This window comes from Methylotuvimicrobium sp. KM2 (assembly GCF_038051925.1).
In the GTDB taxonomy this organism is placed as follows: Bacteria; Pseudomonadota; Gammaproteobacteria; order Methylococcales; family Methylomonadaceae; genus Methylotuvimicrobium.
In genome coordinates, this window is record NZ_CP150634.1 from 2,314,603 (window position 1) to 2,331,225 (window position 16,623).

The following is a 16,623-nucleotide window of genomic DNA, read 5'->3' on the forward strand; positions in this document are numbered from 1 at the left end:
ATCATGGCCAATTCGAGCGATTGCAAGCACAACACCGATGCCTCGAGGCTAATGCATGAAGGCAGCAGCCAAGACTTGCGTGTGCCTATGGCTTTGGATCCGGGTCATGTGCCGGTCAATGAACGAGGACCGGAGTACGGACTGGTGTTTGCAAAAGCCTATTCGGCGTATCTCAATTATTATGACTCGAACAACAGCGTCACCGGCGATTGGCAAAGTTTTTTCGATAAGGATGTCTCGGTGTTGTTGGCTGTCGCCGCGATACAAGACGTCGACGCGTATCGCTCGGCAGTCAAAGCCTGTTTCGATTTTTTGAACAATAGCGCCAATCGAACGCAAGCAGAAGCACTCAAACAACGCTTAGGTTTCTTATTCAGTATCGCGGCAACCATGGCCAAGCAACTAGACCGCTTGAAAGAAAACTTGCCGGTCGATACGGCGCTGAAAAATCTTTTGCAAAGCCGCATACAATCGCAGTCGGCGCAGGGCTTCAAACGGCTTATCGCCTATTACAAGGCCTACGAGATTGATTTCGGATTGACCGACGACGAGCTGGACGTTGCTGCGAAATTGACGATATTCGGTCAAGAAGCCCAAGCCTTCGGCGAAATTTATCGAAGCCCCTTATCGAAAGATTGGATAATCGGCGACTTTCCGGATTGGCTGCAGTACATCGACAGCATCGTCAAGGATGCTGGGGTTTTCGGCCCGCTGCTTGACCCGTCCGATCCGGATTATTGGTTTTCAATCCATAATTCGATCGCCAGTCACAACCTTTTTACATCGCTATTCGATGAGTTATTGAAAGTCTATGCGCGCATCGTCATCGAAGCCAAACAAGAATTGGAATATTCGTTCATTCAAAACGGCAATCATGAACCGCATTATGCGCTGCTGATCGCGTTTTTACGTTTGTTCGAAGGGACTCGGGCCGAGATCAACACCTTGACAGGCCGGCACCTGGATTTTTATTACCGGGACATTTTACGGCTCAAGGAAAAACCCGCCGAACCGCCTCGGGTGTATTTATTGGCCGAATTGGCTAAACATGTCGACAGTCACCGGTTTGATAGCGGCGTGTCGTTCAAGGCCGGAAAGGACGAGTCAGGCATCGAGGCCATTTTTATGAACGACCGCGACTTCATCGCCAATAAAGCGAAGGTTGCAGAGCTGAAGACCGTTTATCGGCATGGCGGCGAAGCGGTTACCGGATTGGGTGTCAATGCGGCTAAACAGTCGGGCCGTTACTATGCATCGCCGGTTGCCGATTCCGAAGACGGACTCGGGGCGAAACTGGCGAACGAAGAACAATCCTGGCATCCGTTTTTCAATAAACGCTATAGCAATACGCAACTGGAAAGTATTGCGATGCCCGAGGCCGAATTGGGTTTTGCGATCGCTTCGCACTATTTATGGTTGGCCGAAGGCGAGCGGACCGTGACGGTCGAATTTTATCTGAGTGATATTGATTTCAATGTATTACCCGGCGATTTGAAAGCGGATCTGGTTTGTTCTTTGTCTACCGAAGAAGGTTGGCTCGAAAAGTCGGCAATGAAATTTGAAAGCGTGCAAGGCAGGCTTCAATTGAAAATCAAACTTTCCGGGGCCGATCCTGCAATAACGGCGTATAGCTCTAAAGTTCATGGCTTTGATTTTTCATCTAACTTGCCGATTTTATTAGTCAAATTTCGGCATCAAAGCGACCGCCTTTATCCGGTGTCGTTACTCGCAAACGCAGTGCTCGATAAAATCGGATTGAACGTTGCCGTCAAAGGACTCAGAACCTTAAAGGTTTCCAATGATTTCGGTTCGGTGGTTACCTCTAAGCCTTTCCAGCCATTCGGCCCATCTCCGGTAGCCAATAGTTCATTGATCCTGGGTTCCAAAGAAGCCTTTCAAAAAAAACTGCTTTCAGCGAAAGTCAATTGGCAATGGCAAAATCCTCCCGAGCCTTTCGGTACCCAAGTCAATATCAAAATCGATTATTTACAGTCGGGAACGTGGAAACAAGCGACCGGCGAGACCAAGGCGATTACAAGCGATTCCTATACACTTGATAACGAAATCAATCAAACCGTAGTTGATGCCGCCGACTTCAATGAGCCTGTGTTTTATAACTCCGCTGCGCGTCATGGCTTTGTGCGGTTTTCGACGAGCGAAGGTTTCGGGCAAGACGAGTATGAAAAAGCTTTGATCGATTACATCAGAAAGCTGATGGATAACGATAAGGAATTGGCAAGGGGTGTTCAGGCGGCAGTCGATTTTATCGGCCAAATCAATACTAGGGTGCAAGAATTCAATGATTTGTACAATTCCGCCATTGAAAATCTCAGTCAATTACCCACTGAGATGGCTGAAGTTACCAATGGTTTGATTGAAAATTTTCCTGAAGTGATCGAAAACACGGAGAAGGTTTTTGAAAAAATCAACCAAGTCTACGGCGAAATGACAGGGGCAATCGGACCTGCTATCCGTAATCTTTTACAACAATCATTTGACGTAGAGATAGACCTCGTTGGCGTCAATGACTGGAGTAATCTTCCAGGTTTACTTACTCCTGACGATGCTAGTGAGGGAGTTCCTGATCTCATTGGTCGATTGAATGAAACAGTAACCAGGCTTTCCAATTTGAAAAATACGGTCGTCAATATTGCAAAAGAAATAGAAGAAAAAACGGGGGTCGCCAATCTAACTCAAACGATCAACACTTTCTTGAGTCTCGTGGCCAATACCTACGATGATATCAATCGGATAGCGAGCGAAATGATCAAGCTCGATAATACCGGTAAGTGGGTCACTGAAAAGACATCGGTCGTTATGTCGGCCGGCAGTCAACTTATTGAGAATTTCGGTGCCCAGACTATTCAATTCAATAATAACGTTGCAGGCCTTGTTGCCGGTGTCTCGACGATGGTTGAGGGGATAGGCGAAGTCTTAGGCGACGAACCTATCAAGCCCAAGCCGCCGACCGGTCCATGGATGACCGAGTTGACTCTTGATTACACCACGGGTGAGCAAATGATTGCGCTCGATAGCGCCGATTCAGGCATTTGGCGGAATAGGCAAGCCTTTTTCTTTCATTTGGCGCCCTTCGGTCACTGCGAACAGCATCCGTTTCTTAATTCGACGCGTAAGGTTTATTTGATACCGGGTTTTCGTTTCCAACAAGACCACGGCGAAATAATGAGCGAAGCCGAGTTCTACATCGGTCTAACAGGGCTCGAACCGCCGCAAAACCTGTCGCTGCTGTTCCAAGTCGCTGACGGCACGGCCGACCCGTTGACGATCAAACCCGACCCGCATATCCACTGGAGTTATCTACGGGGTAACGAATGGATCGCTTTCAAGAAAGACGAAGTCGAAGACGGCACTGGCGGTCTGTTGAACTCCGGCATCATCAGGTTTGCACTGCCGAACGACGCCGATAACAATAACTCGATGTTACCGTCCGGCATTCATTGGCTGCGGGCGGCGGTGGCATCGCACAGCGAGACGGTTTGCCGTTTACAGGCCGTTTCCGCGCAAGCCCTGCAGGCGACCTTTAGCGACCGAGGCAACGATCCCGGCTTCTCGGCGAAACCGCTAAAAGCCGGCACGATAAGCAAGTTGGAGCGGCCGGACGCGGCCGTCAAAAAAATCGAGCAGCCTTTTTCCTCGTTCGGCGGACGCGGCGCCGAAACACCGGCGGCTTTTTATACGCGCGTCAGCGAGCGTTTGCGTCATAAGGACAGAGCGGTTGCGCTTTGGGGTTACGAACACTTGGTATTGGAAGCCTTTCCGCAAATTTATCGCGTCAAATGCCTGAATCATACTCGGTACGAACCCGGTGAAAACGGCGATTTCATCTACCGGGAACTCGCGCCGGGTCATGTTACGCTGGTCGCGATTCCCAACCAGCAATTCCAAACGCTTCGCGATCCCCTCAAACCCTATACGAGTCTCGGCTTGCTCGATGAAATCAAGGCTTTTTTGAGCGCGCGCGTGTCTTGTTTCGTCAACTTGCATGTTCGCAATCCGCGCTTCGAGGCTGTGCGTTGTTCGTGTAAAGTCCGTTTTCATGAAGGTTTCGACGAAACGTTTTATAGCAATATGCTGCGCCAAGCGATTACCCGGTTTTTGTCGCCCTGGGCTTTTGCGAACGATGCGAAGCCCTCTTTTGGCGGAAAAATTCATCAATCGGTATTGATTCGTTTCATCGAAGAGCAGACTTATGTCGATTATTTGACCGATTTTGTGTTGTATCACGATAGCGGCGGGGCGGCCGGAGAAGTCGCGGCCGATGAGGCGCAAGGCTCGACTGCGGTATCGGTTTTGGTTTCGGCGCCGACCGAAAAACACCAAATCGATGTCATAAAACCCGCCGCGATGAATGAACTCGGCGAAACCTGTCCGTGCGAGCCATGAAAGAGCCAGCCGTTTTTTTACCCCGATTGGATTCGCAAAAACCGAGCGAAGATTTTTTCGCGTTGCGCCGCGAAGGCATCGGCTACATCGAGCAGGCCGGTAGTCGGCATTGGACCGATTACAACACTCACGATCCGGGCATCACGATTTTGGAAGCCTTGTGTTACGCGTTGACCGATATCGTTTACCGAAGCGGTTGGGATATCAAGGACCTGTTGACCCGAGAATCCTCCACCGCTGCCGACCCGTTCCCGGCTCAAGCGTTTTACACCGCACGCGAGATACTAACGAGCGGTCCCGTCACACCGGACGATTTCAGGCGCGTGCTAATCGATTTGGAGCCGGTGCGCAATGCGTGGATATTTTGTAAACAATGCGCCTGCGAAACCGATTATTACGCACTATGCGACGATGAGCGTTTGATTTTGTCCTACCGCAAGCCCGAGCAAGGCGAGTTAGACCCGAAAAAAGTGGCGGTATCGGGTTTATACGAAGTCTTGCTGGAACTGGAATCCGATCCGGAGCTGGGCGACTTGAATGCCCGCAAAATTCAGAAAACGCGTCATTTTTACGATGCCGAAGGCAGAGTACAGACCCGAGTCATTGAGCTGCGTTTCCCCGATTTATCTTTGTCCGCTGAGGAGGAATGGCAAGCTTTTTTAGATCATCCGAACGACTACTCGGTCAGCGTGAGTATCGGTGCGACCGATGACTATGACGTATTGACCGACCCGTTGTTGGATCAGGCCGGCAAGGATCGCTATTTAAAGAGACATTGGCGGGAATTGTTCTATGTCGATTTTCAAGTCGATTTTCAACAGGAATCGGTGGGATTGACGCTGAATATCGACCATGCCACGCTACGGGTGTTCGGCAATGCCGATGCAAAGGAAGAAACAACGCTGGCCGAACTTGTAGAGTTGCTGGAAGACGCTTCGGATTCGGGAATCGTCGGACTCTACCGGCGCAAAGCGCACAAGATCGCCCAGGCCGTCGAACAGGCCAAGCGGTTATTGCATAAGAGGCGCAATCTCGATGAGGATTATTGCCGTATCGAAGGCATAGCGTTGGCCGAAATTGCGGTGTGCGCCGATGTCGAAGTGGCCTCCGATGCCGATATCGACCGCGTGCAAGCGCGCATCTGGCAGGAAATCGAGCATTACCTAAACCCGCCGATCGCGTTTTACAGTTTGCAAGAATTGCGCGACGAAGGCTTAGCGATCGAGGCCATTTTTAACGGGCCGGCGCTCGACAACGGTTTCATCAAGTCCGAAGACCTGCAACGGGCGATGTTGAAGTCGGAAATCAGAACCTCCGATATCGTCAACCGTTTGATGGCGATCGACGGCGTTCTGGCGGTCAACAACCTGCTGCTGACCCTATACGACCCGCAAGGCCGAATCGTTAAAGGCAAGGCCGACCCGATTTGGCAAAACGACGGCACGCCTTTGTTCGATCCGGATCGAATCAGCGCGGCCTGGCTGCTGATACTTGACGATCGCAGACAGCCGCGATTTTACCGCGAAGCATCGAGGTTTTTATTTTTTAAAAACGGCCTGCCATTTCAAGCGAGGCACGACGAAGCCGTCGCGACCTTGCATCAATTACGCGGCGAAGCCGAGCGTCCGAAGATCAAAAATACGCCGAAAGACCTGCCGTTGCCGAAGGGAATATACCGAAATCCCGGCCATTATTTTCCGATACAAAACGAATTTCCGCAGAGCTATGGCATCGGCCCCGAAGGTTTGCCCAGCCATGCGTCCAAATTGCGCAGAGCCCAAGCCAAACAATTGAAAGCCTATTTGCTAGTGTTCGAGCAATTCTTGGCCAATCAACTAGCGCAGCTGGCGCATGGCGGCGATTGTTTTTCGTTGGACCCCGCTATACGCCAAACCTATTTTATCAAGGAGTTAACGCAAGACATCATCGACGGTTACGACGATCTGATCGCCGGTTTGGATAAGGAAAAACTCGAAAAGCTGATCGAGTCCGAACCGGAATTCTTACAGCGGCGTAACCGGTTTCTCGATCATTTATTGGCCCGCTTCGGCGAACAGTTATCCGACTATACCTTATTGTTAACCGACCTTGCCGGCCGCCAAAAAGCTCAAGCCTCCTTGATCGAAATCAAACTCGCCCTGCTCAAAGCACTGCCGGAAATTAGCCGATACCGTTACCGGTCGTTCGATTACACCGGCGAAGCCTGCGCGCCCGAGCAATATCCGGTGCTGAAAAAACGCATCAATTTGTTGCTGGGCATCGCCGATTTGAGATTAGTTTTTACGCCATTGGAAACCATTGCCGGCAAGACTGAAATCGCGCTGGAATTGATAGATTGGAACAATCGACCTTGGTTGACCGGCACGCTAGAGCTTGACGCATACGCAGCATCCAATACCAACGCTTACCGGGCGGTCGTTAAGCAAATGTGCGATTCCGGAATCTATCGGATAGATGAGCAGACGTATCGATTAACGCTTGAGGATGATGAGAACGTTTTGCGTGCCGCTTATCCGGATGATTTAGCAACAGAGGCCGAAGCGCAAAAGATCAAGGCTGTTTTACTGAATTGGAGCGCACACCAACGAACGATCCTAGTCGAACATCTGCTGCTCAGACCCAAGTTTCCCGGCGACGCGCTTTATCCGGCTTGCTCCGAAGGCGAATGTAAAACCTGCGGCGATGAAGACCCTTATTCGTTTCGTTTGACCTGGGTCATGCCGGGCTGGACCTCGCCGTATAACGTCAACTTGGACTTGCGAGCGTTTGCCGAACGAACGATACGCCAAGAAACGCCGGCGCACTTATTGAGCAAAATCTGTTGGGTCGGCAATAAAGGGATCATCGACAATCCCTGCGAACCGCTCATAAACGAGTTGGCGGCGCTATTGCTCGAACAAAACCAGTCCTCGGAAGAGGAGGCCTGCGACTGTGCAAAAACGATTTACAGCGAATTCAGCCGAGTTTTCAAGGACTGGTATCACGGCAAAACCTTGGCTTATTTCGATCTGGACGTTTTACGGGCGCAGTTGGTAAGCGAATTCGAGTCGAATCTGAACCCCAGCGGGATCGGATGTACCTTGGAGATCGGCGCCGTTCCATGGAGCGCTATCGTGTCGAAATTAACCGAGCATTTTGCGGAAATCGCCCGTTACGGCCGGCAGTTCGAACGGTTCGAAACGGCTTGGTGCTTGTGGCTTGAAGCGAACGCCTCGATCGACTGGACCGAACAGCGCTTGCAGGAAAGAGTCGAAGCTTTGTTGGCTGAGTCCTTGCTCGATGGAGACCAAACGTCGTTATGTCGATGCGCCGCCGGCATTCTTGCCGATTACGGCACGGCGTTTTCCGATTGGCTGAACGACTATGTCGAAAACGGCTTGGAACCGCCGGAAGATTTGTTGTCGTTCGAACCGGCACCGATCGTGTTATGTTCCGATGCTCACTTTAAAGCCGGTACCGAAACCGAAATGAAAGTCTTGCTCGATAAGCATTACCAACGCTATATCGAAGTGTCGTACCGACTGAGAATCGTGGTCAATTTGCTGGCCGATCTGAAATCTATCTATCCCGAAGCGACTCTGCACGACTGCGACGACGGCAGCGACCATAATCCGGTACTGCTCGATAGGACGGCCCTCGGTTCGCTCAATGCCGTGCCACGGCCCTTTGAAAACCCATGAATACGGTCAAACGTCATGAAAGCTGAACACGATCAATTTCCAATTTTCGAAGCCAATCAGGTACTGAGCAACCGGCATCTGAATCAGGTGTTTAATTACTTGGACGAGCAAAACCGGCTGACGCGCTCGAACCTGATCGGTATCGGTATCGTGTGCGGGTTCGAACTCGAATTCACGACGGCTCCGGAAACGGCTATTCGGCTATCGAAGGGCGTGGGTATCAGTTCTGAAGGCTATTTGATAAACCAAGCCGACGATATCGAGCTGAGCGCCTATCGCTCCTACACGCTGCCGAACGATATCAAATATGCACCCTTTGAAGGCTATCCGCTTTGGGAGCTATTCCCGAACGGCGAGCCGAATACCCAAGCCTTGAACCAACCGTCCGGTTTTTTGAACGATAAGGCGCTGCTGCTGTTTTTGGAGTTGAAAAAAGCGCCGCTACGCAATTGCAGCCCGAATAATTGCGACGACAAAGGATCGTCGGTGACGGTCACGCTTAGGCGCTTGTTGATCAGACGCACCGATCTGGCCGAGATCATTGCCGCGCTCAACGGCCTCGATGCGGGTCTGAGTTCCGCCGATTTGGAAAATCAATTGGCCGAACGTTTCAATCTGCCGGATTTGAGTTTGCCGAATATCAGCGTGCCGAGTACCTCCTTGGCGACTTCGCAGCAGGTCTTGGCTGCATTTCATGCTGTATTTTCGTCTTCCGGCTTGGCCGCTAAACTCGGCGAGGCCTTATCGGTTGCGTATCGAGCCTTTAAACCGCTCGTCGAGAACGATTATCCGAACGACCCGTTCGAAGACTTCGACTCGATATTCGGCTTTTTGAATAGCCAACCCGATTCGGCCGAACAAGTGTTGTTTCTACCGTATTATTACGATTGCTTCGACGACTTACTGGCCGCTTACGACGAATTCCGCTGGCAAGCGGCCGAGTTGATTTGTTTATGCGGCCCGCCGGCAGAGTTGTTTCCACGGCATTTAATGCTGGGTTTACTGTTTCCCGAAGTCGTTGCCGAGCCCGGCCATTATCGGCATCGTTTCTTGCCATCTCCTGCGGTCGGCGCTTGTTCGGAGCAATCCCGAACGCTACAACAGTTGTTCGCGCGTTTGGTAGAGATGGTCGAGCGCTTTTCGCATAATCCGCCATTAATCGGCGATGCAGCGCAGCAGATCAAGATAACGCCAAGCTGTTTGGGCGCAGTCGCATTATCGAAGAAGGCGATCCCTTACTATTATTTGCAAACCGGCAATCCGCCGCTGTATCGCTTATGGAATCCGGTTTTGACCCGGCGTGGCCGGGCCGCGCAAAATCTCGGCTACCGCGCCTTTGAATATGCGTCGCAAGCGTTCGTGCTCGATCCGCTGCGTTTCGATCTTGAGCACTACAATTTTTTGCGCATCGAAGGACACTTAGGCAAACCCTATCAGGAGGTACTGGAAAATCTACTGCGGCAAAAAGAGCGTTACCGTTTGCCGATACAAATCATCGCATTGCGTACCGGAGCGTTCGACGAATCCGGAAGCGTCGATCTCAACGAGCATGCTTGTTATTTCGAGGATTTACTGACGCTCTACCGAGCCTACAAGCGGGAAATTTCATGCGCGTCTTCTAAAGCGCTATCGGCCTTGTTGAACAAAGACATCGGTAGGAAAACACTCGCCGCCGAAAGCCGCATAGCGATGCTCGATCGGCAGCCCGGTACCTTGGGCGCCTTATTCGCCGAAAAATATCAGGGACGGGATGTGTGCGATTTAGTCGATATCGGCGAACCACCTTTGATGAATGCCGCGATTCGGTCGGTGGGTTATCTCTACAAATTCGAACAACTCTTGGTTGACGATCTCGCCGAAATCGACTGGTCGTCATTGCAGAAAAACACGACAGGATTTAAACAATGGACGGCCGAAATCGAAAAACAGCGGGAAGGTGATGAAAGCACGGGTGAACTCGATTGGAATACTCTTGCTCTTGTCTTGAAGTCGATGCTCGATCAATGCAAGCTCGAAGCCTTGGAGCTAATACAAGAAGAGTTATTGCGGCGTATTCATGAAGTCAAGAAAAAACGCTTTTTGAGCCATTTTTTACAACAACATCCTGGGATTCGCCATAAAGCCGGCGTACCCATCGGCGGCACATTCGTATTGGTCTATCACGAGGCGGCCAAAACCGACGCGAAACCTGCGGTATCGGCAGTGAATAATATGGCCGCCGTTACCTCAAACATTGAACGCACGCCGTCGTCCGTAGCGAATAGGAGAGCTTTAGATGCGGTCGAAAGGCTGAAAAACAATCCCGCATTGGCTGCCGATAACGATTTGCAATGGCTACTTGAAACCGTGACCGGAAGACCGTTTCGCCCTGAAATAGCCGTGCCGTCGCATTGGAGTAAGCTGTTGGATGCGGTTGTCGGACAATTGCCGGACGGTTCGGTCATTGCCGATTTTTATCTGCCTTATTTGTGCTGTTCGGACTGCGCGCCGATTCAATTCGTCTTGCCGAAATCCCCGCCGACCTTCGATATCGAAATGGGCTGCACGAATCCTAACCATCAAGCGGAAGTTTCCGTGATACCGCTCAGCGGCAAAGCGCCCTATCGATTGCAGCTGAACGATCAAGCCTATGTGCCTTTGACCGATGAGCCGCAGATATTGAACGCTGGCGTTCATCGCATTCGGATCATCGATGCCGACGATAGCGAATCGACGGTGCGCGATATCGTGATCGCCGAGCCTTTGCGTTTGCTCGAACCGGAATATCGATGCACCGATGCGGATGCCTATATCGCGACTGTGCAGATTACCGGCGGCTCGCCTCCGTATTCGGTAAACGGCGAATTGTTAAGCGCCAATGTGTTCGTTTCGCCGCCGACTGCGAGCGGTCAAGTGCTGCCGGTCGAGGTCGTGGACCATAATCAATGCAGCGTCAGAACCGAATTGGTCTTCGTTTGCGAAGCGGAATGCGATTTACCGTGCGGAGGTTTGTCGAGACGTTGCGCTTATCGTTTATGGCTGAAAGCGCCCGGCCCGGAAACGTCTTATGAGGTGGTTCGACTAAGCGGCAACCTGATTCGTTTCCGCTTCAATGATCAAGATTTCGAGATAGTCGCGGAAAAAGTCTTTGCGGATGTAACGGCGGCTAATTTGAATCAATCCTTCGAGAATACGATAGGCGGAGCCATTAAAATTCTGAACGCATTGATAGAAGAAGTGTTGGTCCAAGCATTCGGCGAGGCGGGTAGGGGACGCCTAATCGTCTCATACGAGCCGGACGAGAAGGATCCGTTCTCGGTCTTGCGAATCGAGCATTTTATTTGCGAACGCTTCAGTTTGGAATGGAGCATGAGCTATGCGCAACCGGCGCCCGTCTTCGATGTCGGCGTGCGCTATAGCAATGAGCCGTTACCTAACGGCAATCCGTTCAACGGAGTGATCATACGAGATCGCAGGCGCAATACGGAAACCCGGATTCCGGCCTTCGACTGCAGCGAACGTAATCGCTGCGCCGACGGAGAATTCAGAAGGCTTTGCGACGGACCTGATATCCGGCCAACGATAACATTCGAGACGATCGGTACGAATCGCATGAGTTTCTCGGGAGGTGTAGAAGGCGGTGCATCGTCTCCAATCGTTGCCTGGATATGGGATTTTCCATCTGCTCGAACGTCCGAACCGATGTATGCCGGCGAAAAAGTCGAAGTTGAGTTCGAGAAGCTTGGGCCTAGCGCAAGACTAACCGTAATTACGGCGAACGGCTGCCATTACGTTGCCGAACAAGCCCTATCCGAAATACGTAGATGAACGCCGTGATTCGATGCTATGCGCTCGATGCCGAAACGACCGGCTCCGAGTCGGACGGCGTCGAATTACAACGCCTATTGACTCGCTTGACTCACGACAAAATTGTTCAAATTCTCGACAGTGTTTTGGAGCGTTGTTCATCGCCGAACGATTATCTGTATCTCGACCGCTTGTCGATCGATGTCGGAAGCCTCGAATTGGCGCAACTGGAAAGCGAGCTACCGAAAAGAATCGCTGCCAATCTGGAAAGCGCCTTAGCCGATATTAGCGCTTCGTATACTGACGATTCGCGGGCGCTCATCGTCGGCGGAAATTATCGGCAATCGAGACAACAAGCCGTAAACGAAGCACTGTTGTTTTTTTTGAGGATAGGGCGTTTGCCTTGGTCGTTCCGTTTGCCGACCGGTCAAAATTTGGAGCAGGTTTTGACCGAAAACTGGCGTGATAACGAGTCCGCCTTAGATGACCGGCTTTTCAGCACTGCGCTGATCGGAGTTTTACGAGAAGATGTCGCTAGAGTCCGTTTGCTCCGGCAGTTTTCGACGGATTTCACTGCCCGCTTGTTAGTTCGCTATTTTCCGGAAACCACAGTCGTTTTCGAGAAAATACGGCAAGGCTTAACGGATTCCGTGCCGCCCGCAATTGCCGAAGACGACCGCTTAAAAACGGTTGTGCAGAGCCTAGTGGTCATATTGTCATCGGGCCAAGGTGTTAGTCAAACGATGCTGAACGAATTGGACGCAATTGTTAAAGACCGATCCGACTCAACCTCCGCTTTGGATCGGCGTTTCGAAGTAAAGCGGCAACATCAAGACTCTCGGCGAAGCGATTCGGCGTCACGGTTTCCAACTCAAGCAACACATCGGCAGGAAGACGAGCCGCTAGCGCATTCATCGTATCCTATCGACGATCCGGATATCGCCGAAGGCGTTTATGTCGATAATGCCGGCTTGGTGCTGTTGCATCCATTTTTGCCGCAATTATTTACCGTATCGGCTTGTTTGCAAGACTATAAAATCGTTAAAACCGGCAGGGCCTTAGCGCTTTTGCATTATCTGGCAACCGGAGAACCGACCGCACACGAATACGACTTGGTATTACCCAAGGTACTGTGCAATATCGACTTGCCGATGCCGGTCGACACGCTAACGGAGCTGAATCTCGAAGAGCAAAGCGAAGCCGATGAATTATTGACTGCCGTGGTGAAACATTGGGGCGTATTACGAAATACCTCGATCGACAGTTTACGAGGAACGTTTATCCTGAGGCCCGGAAAACTGCTCCGGCGCGGCGATGGCGACTGGCAACTGCATGTCGAATATCGAAGCTGCGATATTTTACTGGATAGTCTGCCTTGGAACATTGCAACGATTAAACTGCCGTGGATGCAAAACCTGCTTTGGGTGGAGTGGAACCTATGAAAACCGGTGTAAAAAAATCATCCGGCACTGTTTCGAAACCGGCCAATCAAGCTTTTTTTGCCAAAGCCGGTTCGAGCGGATTTTTTGCGGCCGCGAACGAATCGAAGGCGCCGGCCGTGCAATTGAAAATGACGGCCAACAAACCCGGTGACAAATTCGAGCAAGAGGCCGATAACATGGCCGATAAGGTCATGAAGATGCCGGCGCCGGAAGAACGAGTGCAGAAGGCGGAATTACCGGAGGAAAAAGTTCAGAAACAAGAAGAGCCGCTGCAAAAAGCCGAGCTTCCCGAAGAAAAAGTCCAAAAACAAGAGGAAGAACCGCTGCAAAAAACCAAAGAACCCGAGCGAACGATACAAAAGCAAGAAGACGAAAAACTGCAAAAGGCGGAGGCTCCTGAAGACAAGTTGCAAAAGCAAGAGGAAGAGCCCTTACAAAGGGCTAAAGCTCCCGACGAAGAACTGCAGAAAGCCGAATTACCCGACGAAGAGATCCGGAAAAAAGAAGAAGAACCATTACAGCGCAGAGGCGACGGCGCGCCTGGCGTCAGTAGCCAAGTCCAATCGGCGATTCATAATAAAACCACCGGCGGCGAGGCCTTATCCGGCGATGTTCGAGGCTTCATGGAGCCTCGCTTCGGCGCCGATTTCAGCAATATCAGGATTCATCATGACGCCGAGTCCGGGGGCTTGAGCAATCAATTGAGCGCTAAGGCATTCACCTTCCGCAACCACATATTCTTTTCCCACGATCAATACCGGCCCGGTACCGGCGAAGGTAAACAACTGCTCGCACACGAGCTAACCCATACGATACAACAGGGCGCCGCCGTGCAGCGCAGTCCGCAAGTGACGACGACCGCGACTCCGCCTGCTCTTCAGCGCGGCTTCTTGCCTGATCCGAGGGATTTCATTGCAAGAAAGGCAGCCTTGATTCCGGGCTTTCCGATGTTGACCGTGGTGATTGGCATGAACCCGGTGACCGGCGCGGCTGTCGATCGCAGTCCGGGAAACATCATGAGGGGAGTCATCAGTCTGTTGCCCGGAATCGGCCCGGTTATCAATCAGGCTTTGGAAAATCATGGAATCTTTTCGAAAATCAGCGACTGGGTTTACCAACAGTTCGATGCACTCAAGGAAATGGGGAGCGGTATTTGGGAAAGCGTTAAACAATTTATCAAAGAGCGATCGATTACCGATATCAAAAACCTGGATGCTGTTTGGGAGCAGGGCAAGCGCCTCATAACCGGACCGATAAACAGAGTGAAATCTTTTGCCGCCGGTCTCGTTGGCGGAATTGCCGACTTAATCAAGGATGCAATTCTCAAACCGATCGCAGAGTTCGCTCGCAGCCAAACGAATGCTTATCCGTTGTTGTGCTCGGTACTCGGTAAAGATCCGATCACGGGAGACAAGTCTCCGGACGATGCCGAGGCGTTGATCGGCGGATTCATGAATTTGATCAATCAGGGCGATGTCTGGGCCAAAATTCAGGAAGCGAATGCGGTAGCGCGCTGCATGGCTTGGTTCAAAAAGTCGATGCAAACGGTCAAAACTTTTGCCGCACAAATTCCGGGGCTTTTTATTGCCGCGTTCAAGGCATTGGAAATCAAGGATATTATTCTGATTCCGCTCGCGTTCGGTAAACTGGCCAAGGTCTTCGGTTCGTTCGCGGGTCAGTTCATCGGTTGGGCGGGCAGCGCCGTTTGGAATCTCCTAGAGATTATTTTTGACACCGTTAAACCCGGCGTAATGGGTATCGTCAAGCGTACCGGCGGCGCATTGAAAGCGATTCTAAAAAATCCTTTACCTTTCGTCGGTAATTTGGCGGCGGCCGGTAAGTTGGGTTTCCAACAATTCGCCGGCAATTTTCTAGGACATCTCAAAAAAGGGTTATTCGAATGGCTAACCGGTTCGTTGCCCGGTGTTTATATTCCGGCTTCGTACGCATTGGGCGAGATTGCCAAATTCGTATTTTCGGTGCTGGGATTGACCTGGCAAAATATGCGCGTCAAATTGGTCAAAGTACTCGGCGAAAAAACCGTTCAGGCGCTCGAAACCGGTTTCGACATCGTCAAAACATTGGTCACGCAAGGACCCGCTGCCGCATGGGATAAAATTAAGGATCAGCTTTCGAATCTCAAGGACACCGTGATCGGTGGAATTATCAGCATGGTTGTCGACATGGTCGTCAAAAAGGCAGTTCCCAAGATCGTTTCAATGTTTATACCGGGTGCCGGTTTCATATCGGCTATTTTGTCCATTTACGATCTAGTGATGGTCGTCGTGCAGAAATTGTCGAAAATCGCCCAGGTCGGTGCCGCATTCATCGGTTCGATCGTACAAATCGCCGCCGGCAACATCGGTGCGGCGGCCAAACGCGTCGAATCGGTACTGGCCGGCATGTTGTCGCTGGCGATCAGTTTTCTCGCCGGCTTCGCAGGTTTCGGCAAAGTCGCCGATAAAGTCATGGGCGTGATCAATAAAGTTCGCGTGCCGATTGATAAGGCGTTGGATAAGTTGATTGGCTGGATTGTAGGTAGGGCTAAGGCATTATTTGCCAAATTGCTAGGGAAGAACGGTACGGACGCTCGTACTCCCGAGCAAAAAAAGGAGGCTCTAAACAAAGCATTAAATGAAGCGGAGGTTCTCCAAAAGAAACCTAATATAACAGTATCTGAAATTCGTAAAGGATTACCTGCGATCAAATCAAAGTATAATTTGGGTTCGCTTGGCCTGGTCATTGATAGTGAGTCAGATAGTAAAAAAACTGTGCATATTAGTGGGAAAGTAAATCCGGATGGAAAGACAGCCTCGTCTGAGTTGAGTGTTGAAGAAGATGGTGATATGAAATCCTTCAAAATTCCCAGGCCTAGGGGTTTTACAGTAGAAACGGCTAAAGCGCTAAATCCCTCCGACATTAATCTCAAAGAGGCTAAGTTAGATAGACGCCACATCATTTCTTCAAAGGATATGGCCGAGCACTATGAAACGACGCTGTTTGCTCAGCAAAAATGGTCAAAGGCAAAGGAATTACTAGAGAAAAAAAGCGAAACTGTCGGCAAACCCTTATCGAACGAAGCTATCGAAGCAACGGCAAAAAGTCGTCACTATAGGTTTTTTAACGATTTACATAATTTATTTCTTGGTCCAAGAGGAAAAAACCGAGCACTTGGACGCCGTGTGGATACAGGGTCCGATTTAGAGGTGCCGCTTCTGACGGAGCAAGGTCTGCAAGAACATTTGGAATATGTTGGAAGTAAGTGGGCACTAGACGGAAGTTTTAAGCCTACCATGCAATAGTAAAGAGTC

General features: G+C 50.9%; 5 protein-coding genes. All 5 read left to right on the forward strand.

Features of this window, described 5'->3' with window-relative positions:
* Window positions 1–3 precede the first annotated feature (3 nt).
* The 5 genes from WJM45_RS09840 to WJM45_RS09860 are packed head-to-tail and all read left to right on the forward strand — an operon-like array spanning window position 4 to window position 16,614.
* On the forward strand, window positions 4–4,404 hold the full coding sequence (locus WJM45_RS09840) for a baseplate J/gp47 family protein (protein ID WP_341328761.1): 4,401 nt from the start codon (window positions 4–6) through the stop codon (window positions 4,402–4,404).
* Window positions 4,401–8,084 carry a hypothetical protein gene (locus WJM45_RS09845; protein WP_341328762.1) on the forward strand — a complete coding sequence of 1,228 codons (3,684 nt, stop codon included), beginning with the start codon at window positions 4,401–4,403 and terminating at the stop codon, window positions 8,082–8,084. Before WJM45_RS09840 ends, WJM45_RS09845 begins: the two co-directional genes overlap by 4 nt.
* A 15-nt stretch (window positions 8,085–8,099) precedes the next feature.
* Window positions 8,100–11,891: a hypothetical protein gene (locus WJM45_RS09850; protein ID WP_341328763.1), complete on the forward strand. Its 3,792-nt coding sequence runs from the start codon at window positions 8,100–8,102 to the stop codon at window positions 11,889–11,891.
* A complete protein-coding gene (locus tag WJM45_RS09855) occupies window positions 11,888–13,312 on the forward strand; it encodes a contractile injection system tape measure protein (RefSeq protein ID WP_341328764.1) in 1,425 nt (474 codons plus the stop codon). The genes WJM45_RS09850 and WJM45_RS09855 overlap by 4 nt, the downstream gene beginning before the upstream one ends.
* Window positions 13,309–16,614, forward strand: a complete 3,306-nt coding sequence (locus WJM45_RS09860; RefSeq protein ID WP_341328765.1) for a DUF4157 domain-containing protein — start codon at window positions 13,309–13,311, stop codon at window positions 16,612–16,614. The genes WJM45_RS09855 and WJM45_RS09860 overlap by 4 nt, the downstream gene beginning before the upstream one ends.
* Window positions 16,615–16,623: the final 9 nt, after the last annotated feature.